10 protein-coding genes are annotated in these 12,699 nt (G+C 42.4%); 4 read left to right on the top strand and 6 right to left on the bottom strand.

Features of this window, described 5'->3' with window-relative positions; all coding sequences use genetic code 11:
- Nucleotides 1–8 precede the first annotated feature (8 nt).
- The gene (locus BN3283_RS14070) at nucleotides 9–1,412 is read left to right on the top strand and encodes a WG repeat-containing protein (protein ID WP_059027135.1); all 1,404 of its coding nucleotides are present in this window, start codon (nucleotides 9–11) and stop codon (nucleotides 1,410–1,412) included.
- 70 nt (nucleotides 1,413–1,482) lie between these two features.
- Entirely contained in the window at nucleotides 1,483–1,749 is a 267-nt protein-coding gene (locus tag BN3283_RS14065) for a hypothetical protein (protein WP_059027133.1), read from the top strand.
- Here BN3283_RS14065 and cobC read toward each other — a convergent pair.
- Together cobC and BN3283_RS14055 are read right to left on the bottom strand one after the other, a co-directional pair.
- Nucleotides 1,746–2,276: an alpha-ribazole phosphatase gene (gene cobC, locus BN3283_RS14060; RefSeq protein ID WP_041504633.1), complete on the bottom strand. Its 531-nt coding sequence runs from the start codon at nucleotides 2,274–2,276 to the stop codon at nucleotides 1,746–1,748. The two genes, BN3283_RS14065 and cobC, sit on opposite strands and share 4 nt — an antisense overlap.
- A 7-nt stretch (nucleotides 2,277–2,283) precedes the next feature.
- A complete protein-coding gene (locus tag BN3283_RS14055; RefSeq protein ID WP_041503550.1) occupies nucleotides 2,284–2,535 on the bottom strand; it encodes a hypothetical protein in 252 nt (83 codons plus the stop codon).
- Between the two features lie 272 nt (nucleotides 2,536–2,807).
- Here BN3283_RS14055 and BN3283_RS14050 point away from each other — a divergent pair, with 272 nt between their 5' ends.
- Nucleotides 2,808–3,746, top strand: coding sequence for a golvesin C-terminal-like domain-containing protein (locus tag BN3283_RS14050; RefSeq protein ID WP_059027130.1), 939 nt, complete (start codon nucleotides 2,808–2,810; stop codon nucleotides 3,744–3,746).
- On the opposite strand, the gene BN3283_RS14045 is transcribed toward BN3283_RS14050, so the two are convergent.
- From BN3283_RS14045 to BN3283_RS14035, 3 genes are all read right to left on the bottom strand, one after another.
- A complete protein-coding gene (locus tag BN3283_RS14045; RefSeq protein WP_059027129.1) occupies nucleotides 3,732–4,493 on the bottom strand; it encodes an adenosylcobinamide-GDP ribazoletransferase in 762 nt (253 codons plus the stop codon). The genes BN3283_RS14050 and BN3283_RS14045 overlap by 15 nt on opposite strands.
- A gap of 109 nt (nucleotides 4,494–4,602) precedes the next feature.
- Nucleotides 4,603–5,640 carry a nicotinate-nucleotide--dimethylbenzimidazole phosphoribosyltransferase gene (gene cobT, locus BN3283_RS14040; protein WP_059027127.1) on the bottom strand — a complete coding sequence of 346 codons (1,038 nt, stop codon included), beginning with the start codon at nucleotides 5,638–5,640 and terminating at the stop codon, nucleotides 4,603–4,605.
- A gap of 24 nt (nucleotides 5,641–5,664) precedes the next feature.
- Nucleotides 5,665–6,180: a bifunctional adenosylcobinamide kinase/adenosylcobinamide-phosphate guanylyltransferase gene (locus tag BN3283_RS14035; RefSeq protein ID WP_181416493.1), complete on the bottom strand. Its 516-nt coding sequence runs from the start codon at nucleotides 6,178–6,180 to the stop codon at nucleotides 5,665–5,667.
- A gap of 584 nt (nucleotides 6,181–6,764) precedes the next feature.
- Here BN3283_RS14035 and BN3283_RS14030 point away from each other — a divergent pair.
- Entirely contained in the window at nucleotides 6,765–10,010 is a 3,246-nt protein-coding gene (locus BN3283_RS14030; protein WP_059027125.1) for a hypothetical protein, read from the top strand.
- A 239-nt stretch (nucleotides 10,011–10,249) separates the two neighbouring features.
- On the opposite strand, the gene BN3283_RS14025 is transcribed toward BN3283_RS14030, so the two are convergent.
- Nucleotides 10,250–12,628 (bottom strand): TonB-dependent receptor, encoded by a 2,379-nt coding sequence (locus tag BN3283_RS14025; protein WP_070807486.1) that lies wholly within the window; start codon nucleotides 12,626–12,628, stop codon nucleotides 10,250–10,252.
- Nucleotides 12,629–12,699 lie beyond the last annotated feature (71 nt).

Here is a 12,699-nt window from a genome sequence, read left to right as displayed (position 1 = left end):
TACACATAATGAAATATACCCTTCTATTATGCCTGATCGGCTTGTTGCTGGCCTGCAAGGAAAAAAAACAGATCAATTTTATCGGTTACGCCCACCAGATAGCCAATGGAAAGTGGGGGTTTATTAACGAAACGGGAGAAGAAATCGTAGCTTATAAATTCGATGGGGCAAAAGATTTTAAGGAGGGTGTCGCTGTCGTCAGGATGGGCAATACCTACGGGTTTATCAACACAAAAGGAAAAATTGCGATCCCGTTAAAATACGAACAGGCAGAAAGTTTCCAAAACGGCTTGGCAGTTGTTACGCTAAACGCCAAAAAAGGAATTATCAATCAAAAAGGAGAGAATGTCGTGGATTGTCTCTATGACGAACTTCATGTCTTTCCGGAAGAAGGTATTGCCAAAGCCAGAAAAGAAAATAAATACGGCTACATTAACCTTTCCGGAAAAGAAATGATTCCTTTCCATTACGACGAGATTTTTGCTTTCGATTCCACAGGCATAGCTCTTGTTAAACAATACGGAAGATTCGGATACATTTCCCGAGACGGAAAAGAGATCCTCCCTTGTCTGTACGACAATATTCAAAAATTCGGGGCCTATCTTTACTCCATTACAAACGATAGTCTGTCCGGCTTTATCAATCTCCAAAAACAGATGGTAACGCCTTGCAAATACCAATCGGCCACCTTTTGTGATGCCGACGGAGAATTATACAACGGGGAGATCATTCGGGTAGAAGCAGAAGGGAAATTCGGATTAATCGACGCTTACGGCAATACAATATGCGAAACCACGTACGACCGAATTGATGATTTTGGAGAGAGAGGTCTCGCTCTTGTTGTCAAGGATAACTTGTACGGTTATATCGACAAAAAAGGAAAAGAGGTCTTTCTTCCCCGGTATGAAGAACTGGAATATTTCACACCAAACGTGTATAAAATAAAAAAAGAGAGAAAATTCGGATTAATCGACAGTTTGCAGAACGAAATCACATCCTGTATCTACGACGCCATCGGAAAAATGAGCAACCGTCTATTTCGGATTTATAAAGACGATGCTTTGGGCTTATTGGACGAAAACGGAGACATCGCCCTTCCCTCCGTGTACAAAGATATATACTGGTTTGATAAAGAGCGGCAATTCATTCTCGTGCTAAACCAAGACAATCAGGTAGGTCTGTTAAACGATAAAGGAGCTCCCCTTACCCGTTGTATCTATACCCATATAGAGCCGTTTAATTCCATGGGTTATGCTTTAGTCCGAGCCAAAGGGAAAGAGGGCTATGTCAACAAAAAAGGGAAAGAGGTCGTACCTTGTATCTACTCTTACGTCTACCCCATCTCGGAAGATCAGACCGTACAAGTAAGAAACGATAAAGGAGTAACTCTCCGGCTAAGCGTCAACAACTGAATTTCATATCGAAATTCATATCTCTTATTAAAAAATAATTCGTACATTTAACGACGCAAAAGAATTTTTTATGAAAAAAGAGGACGAATCTCCCAACAACGCAATACTCCATTGTCAAAAAAAATTACAACGGATACGGGCTTTCATTTATATCCTCATATTAATTGCAATCGTACGGATAGCAATGATGGACTTCAATGGAGTCAGTACTCGAATGTGTATCGATGTAGCCGTCATGTTATTCATTATCGGCCTGACTTTAGTTTGCGAAAAGAACGCACGCCGAAAACTCAAACAAGCCATACGCCATGCCGAAGAAGAGGAAGAAAGATGCTAAACGACCTCCACGATCGTACGACTGCCATACGTGATATCATTTGAAAATGCTTGATTGAAATTATAAACACCCGCATAAATCAATACAGCTTGAATCGTTCCCCCGTGAGCAAAAATACAAACCTCCCGAAAAGGTTTCTTTCTCAACTCATCCAAAAAGGCAGTAACCCTATTGTATTGATCCAAAAAACTTTCACCTCCTACGGGCTGGACGTTTAACCAATTGTCATACCACTCCTGTAACTTGGGATCCTTAATTTCCTCCCATCGTTTTCCTTCCCAGTGTCCGAAATTCAACTCTTTTAAACGATCATCCAGTACAGGATCTGGAAAACCGCAATAAGCAGCCAATTTCGTACATCGTTGCAAAGGACTCGAGTACACCGCATCGAATCGCGTTCCCACTAAACCTGCCTTCACCTTCTCCGCCTCTTCCGGAAATGTTTCCGCTACATCTACATCGCTATTCCCGTAGCAAGTCCCGGCAGGAACTTCTACCCGGGTATGCCGGATCAATGTCAACTTCATCGGCTTATCATGATTTAAATTTAACTTTCGTAATAAAAGGGTAATGTAGAGCATGAAGCTGTATCAATCCGATACGCTCCAATACACAACGTTTCAAAGGATCCTTTATTTTTTGAATATCTTCCGTCTTCTTCAGTTCCTTGCAATCATCCCATAGAATAGTATAAAAATAATCCTTATCCGAATGATAAAATCGTACCGGAGCCCCTTCTTCTCCTCCCCAGATCAGGAAGCTTAAAATTATAAGAATAGTTTTCATATCACCGTTTTTTTATAAAGCAAATATAGGAAAAGAATTTATTGATAGCATTATGTAGAATTAAAATAAATCGTCTAAAATTTTGTTTATTATCTATTTTTTATAAATTACAGTCGATACTTCGTCCCTCCATATATTAATCATTAAATCGTACGAATATGAAAAGTTTAATTTTAAGATTATTTTTCTTCTTCTTTCTGCTTATAGAAGGAGAAGAGGCATTTGCGGCTAAATAAGGTAAAACTTCTATTTTTGTTAAGTCAATCTGAGATATGAACCTATATAACGTCAACACGATTCTGACCCACGAAGCTAAAATACAGGGACGAGGTATTTTGTTTAAAATCCTTGGGGGTTTGGTTATAGGCGGTATCACTTATATCGTTATGATCTACCATGGAAATTTTCCCTCCGCATCCTGGCAAAGAATCGCCATTTCCTCCTATATCCCCTGGGTCAGCACCACGCTTCTCAACCTTCTTCAGAACCTATTTGTCATCTTTACGATCAGCGGGTTCTACAAGAGATCGACAGCCGAAAACCTCGAGGTTCATCCCGCCGGGAATAGCGAGTGGTTACTCGGAAAAACGTTAGGCGTTATAAAGGTCCTGTTTATTCTCGATTTAGCGTCCATCGGTATCACCTCTACCGTGCATGTACTACTCACGGACTCTCCCTTTAACATAGGAATCTATCTCTTCTATTTCATTACTCTGACCGTTCCAGCGACCCTCTTTTACTCCGGACTTACCCTCTTTCTATCCTTTCTTACACGACATAAAGGGATTACCATATTAGTTACGGGTCTACTCTACCTTTGCACCTCCGGCTTTTTTCACGATTACTGGAACGGGACAACCGATGTCCTGGCCATCTCCATACCGAACATCTTTTCGAACATCACCGGACCGGGAGAGTACGAGATCTTCGCCCACATTCCTTTAATATACACGGTACAACCACCTGTCTTAAATAATTACTGTAACGGAGCAATTCTTCATTACACGATAGAGCAAGAAAAAAAACAGGAAGTTAAATTAGACCTTATGAACAAACGAGAACGTCGTCTTGGATTTTGGGTTCCATTGGGCACTTTTACCCTCGTAACGGGAAAAACCAGTGTCACCCTCGATGATAGGGGAAGTTCCAACCAATACATCGTCGCCGACGCCATAAAATGGGTAAAGAAAAAGCCGTCAACAAACAAATAGAAGAGCCACAATTGTTATATAAAATACTTGCTCGATCAATAATACCGAAGCCCCGCAACAATCTCCGGTATATCCCCCGATCTTGAGTTTCAGAAAAAAACGCAACCCGCATGCCATCATTAAAGCAGGGAAGACTGCACACCATAAATACGCATCCAAAAAAAGAAAGGGTATTAAAACAAGAAAACCGACTCCCGCAAAAAGAAAGAGCTTAACTTTATTGTATAATAAATGTACTTTACTCTCTTCTACCTTTCGAACATAGGAAAGCGTATTGATCATTCCGGCCGCACAAAATTTAGAAAAACAATCCGCACTCAAAATAATGGCAAATAACACGGAGGTCTCCACTCCCGATCCCCCGATGGCAAACAACAAACTATAATAGAGCAGAAAATAGAGAAGCAATCCGATGGTTCCGTAACATCCGATATGCGAATCCTTCATAATAGCTAAAATTTTCTCTTTGGTCGTTCCCCCGCCGAACCCATCAAAAAAGTCCGCCAAACCATCTTCATGTAAAGCTCCGGTTAGTAGAACACGGGCAATGATTGCCAATACGCAGGCAATCCCCACCGGTAACACGAACGAAGCTAACCAAAAAGTTCCGGCTGTAACAAAACCGGTTAAAAAACCGATCACAGGCCAATACCGTATGGCCTCCTCGAAATAACGTTTATCCACACTTACCCAATGCCACAACGGCAATCGGGTAAACATCATCATCGCCGCCAATAAACCTTTCATAGTATTGTAAATTGCAGATTATAAATTAACAGGATGGGAGTCAGAAAGATTAAGCGATTCAGAGATTAAATCCAATCGCTTAATCCTTATAATCATTGAATCTTTCAATCTAAAAATATTTTGTTACCTCGGCCTGTTTAAATGAAGCCATTTCATTAATCATACGCACAGCCGATTCCAATAGCGGATAGGCACAAATAGCTCCGGTCCCTTCGCCCAAACGTAATCCTAAATTCAACAACGGCTTAGCTTCCAAAAAATCCAATAACAATTTATGTCCCGTTTCATCTCCCTGGTGTCCGTATACACAATAATCCGTTACTGCCGGACAACATTTTCTTGCTGCCAGCACGCAATTAGTCATGATAAATCCATCCACGATAATAACCATTCCCAACTCCGCGGCACGTAACATCCCCCCGACAGCAGCGACCATCTCGAATCCCCCGAAATAACGTAAAATATCTTCTGTCGATCCGTCCCCGGTATAATTTTCCATAGAAGCCTTCAACACCTCATATTTATGTTTAATACCGTCACTTGCCAAACCGCTTCCGGCTCCCACGCATTGTTTTAAATCGATCCCGGTGAAATAGGACATCCAAACGGAAGAAGGCGACGTATTAGCTATTCCCATCTCTCCAAAACTCACCACATTGGTTCCTTCCGCGTAAACCATATCCACAATCTCTGCGCCGATTTCAATAGCCCGCTCAAACTCCTCCTCACTCATTGCCGCCTCGTAACGAAAGTTAGAAGTTCCTTTCCTGATCTTTCGATCGATCAAACCCTCCAATACGCCAAAATCCCCGTTTACGCCACAATCTACCAATTTAAGACCGAAATGATGCTGACGAGCGAACATATTTACGCCTGCACCGCCTTTGATGAAATTATAAATCATCTGTCGGGTTACTTCCGGTGCTGAAAAGCTAACGCCCTCTTTCACAATCCCATGATCTGCAGCGTAAATAATATTCTGCGGCTTATTCAATTTCGGAGATAATGTTTGTTGGATAGTTCCCAATTGGATAGCCAACTCTTCCAACCGCCCCAAAGAGCCTTTAGGTTTTGTCAAATTATTGATTTTATCCTCTAAAACCGGCACGATAGCCTTATTCGTCTCTTTTACTACAAACGCTCTCATTTTTATTGTATATTTATTTTATCCTTAGCTCTTAATTTTCATCTCTATCCCGGAGACCATCAACACGACCTCATCCGCACGGGAAGCCACGTACCGATTCACCCATCCCTGTAAATCGGTAAAACGACGTTGTACCGGATCCACGGCTATCCCCCCCATACCGATCTCGTTCGTTACAAAAATAAAAATTCCCTCTTGTGCCGTAAATCGGTCGAATTCATCTTTTATTTCCCTCAACGATTTTTCAATATCGGAATCATTATCGAAAAAGAAATTCGTACTCCACAAAGTAATACAATCTATAACCACTACGCGCCCCTTCAGATCGCATTTCGATATATATTTCTCTTCCTCTATGTTGGTCCATTGGGCCCCCCGGTCTCGTTGATGCCTTCTTACCCGCTCCCGGAACTCCTCATCCCATACCCGGGAAGTAGCTAAATAAACCGGACAATCCGATAACTCCAACGCCAAACGCTGAGCATAATCACTTTTGCCGGATCGCTGTCCTCCGGTTATCAAAACTATTTTTCTTTTCATCATAACGGCAAATTTCTCTGTTTTTTAACGAAATACAAAGAAATCGCAGAAAAAAAACGAAGTTGTAAAATAAGAAAACAAGCAATTCCGTTTACAATTGATTCCTCACGGAAAAAACAACCGTATCAGCATCATTCATTTCAATAGAACCACAGCCAATTGTGAGCCACAAGTATCAATCGAATCTTCCAGCAATACAATCGCCGATTTCTCACGCCAATCGACCGAAAGAGTTGTTTTTTTATGCTTTGATAATCTCTATTTTTAGATTCTATTTATACGGTATATTTTCCCTATCCGTAATACGGTAAAAAGCCTTTCGGTCCTTGTTATTTATAATAAAGCAAAAAAAATAAACCACTATCCTATACCGATCTCACTTCCGGCGAATCTTCCATTTTAAAGAATAAACCATTATATATTAATAATATATCCTGAGATAGATATCCAGAATCCACGTCCTCCTAATTCTTATTCCCGGAAATATTTCAATTTTAACAGTACTATGTATTGCATGCTACTATTTTTTATTTATATATTTGTATCGTACTAAAAATAAATTACAAAAAATAAAACCTGCAATTATGGAAACGCCCAATCTAAAAACAGCCATAACTTACGAGAGCAAGTTAGTAAAAAGAAACTGGTTATTTTACCTCTTTGTCTTCGGGGCATTGGGATTTATATTAGGTAGTCCTCTCTTGGATAACCTTATAAATACGTACGTTCCATGGCGTAAATTTATATTCGAGTCTTCTTTTCCTCTATACGGATATTACTTTTTGAACCTCTTCCAACCGATATTCGTCACATTTATCGTCTGCGACATCCATAGGAAACGGAAAAAAGCCGAAACCCGGGAAGTGCTTTCAGCACGGCCCATCGGTAACGGTCAATCCTTTCTCGGGGAATTTTTGGGTATTCTTATTCCGTTTCTCACGATAGATGTCATCTTTATGATCATCTCCATGATTATCCACATATTTGTACCGAATTCCCCCGTCAATATAGGAATATATCTTTTCTATCTTTTCACGCACGTGCTGCCCACGCTTGTTTTTATTACCGGGTTATCCGTATTGGTAAACAGGTTAGCCAAACACCCTTTCGTCAGCTGGCTTATCCTGATCGCTTTTCTCTACTTAGCGTACACCTACCTGACGACGCCTCTTCACGGGATATTCGATTTTCGTGGAAATTCACTTCCGAACTTTTTTTCCACCTTAGTCGGGTTCATGCACATGGAGAATTACCTGCTCCAGCGAGGTGCTATCCTGTTATTGGGTATAAGCCTGCTCTACCTCGCCGTTTTAGCCACGAAGAGATATCCCAATGTCGCCGGCCGGAAACGCTATTTAACGGTTCCCGCTTTCTTGTGCTTCGTACTTGCCGTGGGGCTCGGCGTTATATACGTTACCAACTTTCAAAGCCGTTTGAAAAACAGGATCGGGCATCGCGAAACTTTCGTGAAATACAATGAATACCCCACGGCACGCGTGAGCGAGCACGATATCACCTATCGACCCGGGGGAGATAAATTCTCGGCAACAAGCCGGATGAAGATTCAAAACCGGAAAAAAACAACAATGGAACAGCTTCTGCTCTTCTTAAACCCGGGATTAAAGATCGACAAGATCGAATCCGGGGGACAAAACCTTCCCTTTCACAGGGACCGGCAGGTGATCGTCATCGAGCGTCCCCTGGCTCCCGGGGAAAATATCGAGATAGAGATGGAGTACGGGGGAACGATCGACGAGGATATTTACCAGATTAACATTCCGGATAATAAATTCTTTTCTACCGTCAGGTATCGTTTTGATTACGAAAATTACGGCAGACACACGGCTTTCGTATCGGATAAATACACTTTACTTATACCGCAAGTGATGTGGTATCCGACCGCGGTTCCTCCGGTCGAGTTACAGGCATCCAAGGAGACCGATTTCACGGATTACACCCTCCGCGTCAAAAACCCGGGCGAGATGACCGTCTTATCTCAAGGCAAACCGACGAGAGAGGGCGATAACGTCACGTTCAACAATTTGCAAAACCTGACCGGGTTAACCCTCTGTATCGGGAATTACGAGAAAAGGGCGATCACGGTCGATTCCCTTACCGTCGAGTTTTACACCTACCCGGGAAACGATTTCTACCTGAAGTGTTTCGATGAATGGGAGGACCTGAAAAAAGACAATCCTGACCGGGAGAAAAATTTAAAAAAGGTATTTTATCAATGCAGAAATAAAATCGAACACGGCAAACCTACCCCTTACCCCTTTCACTATTTCAAGCTGGTCGAGGTTCCTTCGTCCTTTCTCAACAGAAGTCCGTTCAGCGATGGCATTCAACCGGAGATCGCACTTTTTCAGGAACGATGGTGCGAATGGGAGAATACACATCCCGGTACTTTTACTCCTCGCGAGGATTGGAGCATACAGAATTATATACTGGACTACCAGCTTCCCTTTTACCTGGACCAAATGCGCATAAATCGTATTTTCTCGGATTATACCAGCAGCATCACCTCCGACAGATATCAGGGGATAGACGCCATATTCAAACAAATAATCAACCCGAAAGTATCCAAGAAAGATATGAATCCCAAAACGATAAACCGTATTGCGGAAAAAGGATTGAAAGGGATCATGGCCGAAGAATACAGCGAGGAACAACGCCTCGTCATTTCTACAAAAGTTTCGCATTTATTAAGTTATCTCTCGACAATCACTACCTGGGACTCCCTAAACCGCTTCACGCGGGAATTTAACGAGCGTACCCGCTTCCGGGAAATTGACTTCGACTCGTTCTTCGAGGAATTCGAGCAACGTTTCGGGCAGGACATCAAGGCTTACATGGACGAGTGGTACACGAGTCGCCGGATTCCCCTGTTAACGATAAAAGATCTGTCCCGGAAAACGACAGAAAAGACACAAGTCATCGACTTTATGGTAAACAATTCCAGCGAAACGGACGGTATCGTCTCGATCATTAAGCTTGGTCAGTATGGTATCGGGGGACAGCCAATCGAAAACTGCCGGAATTACATCATCAAACCCGGAGAATACAAACGAATTGTCGTTCATGAAGACATCGAAGAAGAACTCCTGCTGACCACCAATTTCTCGGGTAATTTACCGAAAAACATTTCATTCAATAACAATGAATCCCCCTTATCAGGCCCCGTACCGAAAGAAGGAGTCACATTGATCGAGAGGAATCGATTCTCCCCCCCGGGAGAGATCATCGTCGACAACGAGGACGAGAGCTTCCAGCTGATCGATTCGGCAAACAATCGAAAACGATTAGCCGATCTGGTCAAAAAAGAAGACGCCCAAGAGTACACTTATTTAGAAAACTCGAAAGCCAACGCTTGGATTGTTACTTTATCGCAGGAATTCTACGGCAAACATATTCGTAGTGCTTTCACCAAAAAATCAGGCACGGGAAATTTCAAAGCAGTCTGGACAGCAAACCTCCCGGAAGCAGGGAAATACGAGATACTTATCCACCGACCCCGTATTGTTGACGCTTGTGACGGAAAACTATGTACAGCCGACCACCCGGGGATGAAAAACTACTATACCGTCTACACCCCCAAGGGAAAAGAGGAAATCATCATAGAAAACCGAGAAGAAACTTCAGACTGGCTACCGGTTACTTCCACCCTGTCGCCGGAAGAAGTCTGGGTATCCTTAGGCACGTTCACTTTACCGGCTGGAGAATCCCGTGTCGTGTTGGACGACCGGGGGGCTTCCGTTACGAATAAAATATTCGGTGAATACCTTCAACTGATAATTGCCGATGCTGTCAAATGGGTACCAGTAAGATAATCAGAAACACTCATACCATACTACGAAACCTAAATCCGAGAACATTCACAACTTGTACAAACAAATAATGTTCCGTGCATCGAAATAGCCATTCCCTGTATACGGCCATACGGTCGTGAGGGAATGGCTATCATCTAAATTACAATTGACGAATGTCAATTAGAAGATTCGAAAATACATACCTAAAAAGCTGAATAATTTTTTCGTCAAACAGCTCACTTAAAACCCCAAAATCCTATTTAAAACTTATAAGACACAGAAAGTTGATAGTTTCTCGGAGTACCCTGTACCGGACTGGATGATTCGAAATACTCCTTATTAAATATATTATTTACATTACATGCTAACGTAATATGACTCTTTATCGTATAAAATACGCCTCCATCCATCAACCAAAGAGAGGGATAATACAATCGGGAAGCTACATCCCGGAAAATTTTGTCCCGGAAGTTTCCACTCAAATGAAAGGACAAAGCCTTAAATATCCCCGTCGGAACAGTATAATCGGCAAACACATAGAAAGTAGTCCGAGGTACTCCTGTGGTTCGCATGTTTTTCCCCGTCTGCTTATATTCGGGGAAAGCACTACTTTCCCGAATGGAGCGTATCCGATAATCCGACAAACATAAAGCCCCCCTCAAAGAAAGAGTAGGTAAAATCCGGGCCGTAACATCCATATCCAGTGTCTTCATATCGGCTCTACCTACCTGCGCATTAACCGTCATCTTAGTCACTTCCACGGTTCCATCCCCTTGCTCTTCTTCCACCTCACGGGTTCCCACGTTCGTAACCATATTGGTACGACGGATGTAAGAGAAATTTACGCTTGCATCCAACCACTCGTTAAAAGTATAACGAACTCCCGTCTCAAAAGAGTAATCCCGTTCGGGTTTGAAAATTTGATCCCCTTCCTTATCCGGATTAATCGAATTTCCGTTTTTATCCAAATAGATATTATTTACACGATATGTCGTCGTATTCGGAGTAAAGGCTGACCCGTGGGCAATATGAATCGATAATTCTGGACGGGGAAAATAAACAGCTCCCACATGCCAGGTAAAAGCTGAGGCATGAAAATTCGCCCATTTTCCCATATCTTTTTTATCGTAATCGAACGATTTCCCGTCGATCGTCGGAAAATTGGCCATCATTCTTCTCTTATAAAAATCCATACGCCCGGAAGCCATGAATTTCCATTTATCATTCCATTCAAATACATCACGGAAATAGATACCGTTTGTATACCATTTTCTCAAGTAAATGGAAGATACATTCTGTATCCAGTACCCTTGTACAAGTTCCGGATTTTTCACGGACAACATCACATCGGTTCCCGGACCGTAGGTATCTCCGTTATCCCAACCGCAATATTGTCGCATATCAAATAACGACCAATTCCAACCGATAGCATAATGGTGTTTTGTAGAAGCTATTTCCGCATCGCCGGTTAACTCTAATGTGTTGTTATAAGTATCGTGACGCGGGAAAAAACCGCTCGCCCCGAAACGGCGCAAAGAATCTATATCCACATAAGTCGCTTCCCGAACCCCGTTCTTCTCCGTATAATATTTGTAATCCGCTCCTTCAAAGGGAGTTTTCGCACTTTTGTAAGAAAGACTTCCTACTCCGGAAGTCCGGTGATAGCTGTGATCAAAAGCAAAAACCTCCTTCAATTTCAAACCGTTCGTAAAGGTATAAACATAATCAAGTTTTATATTATACCCTTTCCGGCTATGCGAATCATTGGCAAAATCATTATAAACCTGCCCGAAATCGGCTGTTGGATGACGATCTCCCTTACGCATAACCACTTTATCGGTAGCCATATCCACCATATCCCCCGGCATATAAGGAGCAGCCCCCAATTCGACCGTATAATGGTCGTCTTCAAAACCAAAGGCGACATCAACTCTGCTCTTGCCTAAAGTAGCTCCCAATGTCGCTATTCCGGATAAACGCTGAGGAGACATACGACGCCAACCTCCAAAAGTAGCGTAATGCAAGTTAGCCATGTACTCTACCGGTCCGACCAATTTACCGCCGAATCCCAAACTTACCTTCTTTACATCCCACCTCTCATAACTGAAACGGGCATTCGCCAAAAATTCGGGAGAGGCTTTCTTACGCACAATATTGATAACACCTCCCATGGCTCCGTAACCGGCAAGGATGGCTGCAGGTCCGCGAAGCACTTCGATAGACTCCGCCGAAGCAAGATCCCCCAAAGGAAACGTGTTAATACTCTGCCGGTCATCCCGAATACCGTCCACCATTAAAACGGCCGGCATATTGGAGCCTCCGACGTAAAAACGTCTCCACAAACCGCCCTGGTTGCCCAGTCGGACGCCAGGCAGAAAACGAACGGCATCCACCCATTCGGTAATTCCTTTCCGTTCAAGCACTTTTGCAGACAATAGAGATACATTTAACGGAACGAATCTGAGAGGTACATTCAGTCCCATTAATTCCATTCTTTTCTTTTTTCCCAAGACCGTCGCTTCTTCAATATTAAAAATCGAATCCGTGATACTCTTTTTTTTCCTTTTGTCTTTATCTTCGGCCAAAAGAGAGCCGACACACACCAGTAACAATAATGTTAGTACAACAACTTTTTTCATAAAAACTATATATTAATAATGAATAAAGCATTATTAACATAGTTTAAGGGTACATGAGTAAAAAGTATAAA

The organism is Gabonibacter massiliensis, assembly GCA_001487125.1.
Lineage (GTDB): Bacteria > Bacteroidota > Bacteroidia > Bacteroidales > Marinifilaceae > Gabonibacter > Gabonibacter massiliensis.
The sequence above is the reverse complement of the archived record's forward strand: the minus strand, read 5'-3'. Positions and strand labels throughout refer to the sequence as shown.

Excerpts from the sequence above, each read along its gene's own strand:
- BN3283_RS14070 (WP_059027135.1), top strand. The coding sequence starts at position 9 with ATGAAATATACCCTTCTATTATGCCTGATCGGCTTGTTGCTGGCCTGC.
- BN3283_RS14065 (WP_059027133.1), top strand. The coding sequence starts at position 1,483 with ATGAAAAAAGAGGACGAATCTCCCAACAACGCAATACTCCATTGTCAA.
- cobC (WP_041504633.1), bottom strand. The coding sequence starts at position 2,276 with ATGAAGTTGACATTGATCCGGCATACCCGGGTAGAAGTTCCTGCCGGG.
- BN3283_RS14055 (WP_041503550.1), bottom strand. The coding sequence starts at position 2,535 with ATGAAAACTATTCTTATAATTTTAAGCTTCCTGATCTGGGGAGGAGAA.
- BN3283_RS14050 (WP_059027130.1), top strand. The coding sequence starts at position 2,808 with ATGAACCTATATAACGTCAACACGATTCTGACCCACGAAGCTAAAATA.
- BN3283_RS14045 (WP_059027129.1), bottom strand. The coding sequence starts at position 4,493 with ATGAAAGGTTTATTGGCGGCGATGATGATGTTTACCCGATTGCCGTTG.
- cobT (WP_059027127.1), bottom strand. The coding sequence starts at position 5,640 with ATGAGAGCGTTTGTAGTAAAAGAGACGAATAAGGCTATCGTGCCGGTT.
- BN3283_RS14035 (WP_181416493.1), bottom strand. The coding sequence starts at position 6,180 with ATGAAAAGAAAAATAGTTTTGATAACCGGAGGACAGCGATCCGGCAAA.
- BN3283_RS14030 (WP_059027125.1), top strand. The coding sequence starts at position 6,765 with ATGGAAACGCCCAATCTAAAAACAGCCATAACTTACGAGAGCAAGTTA.
- BN3283_RS14025 (WP_070807486.1), bottom strand. The coding sequence starts at position 12,628 with ATGAAAAAAGTTGTTGTACTAACATTATTGTTACTGGTGTGTGTCGGC.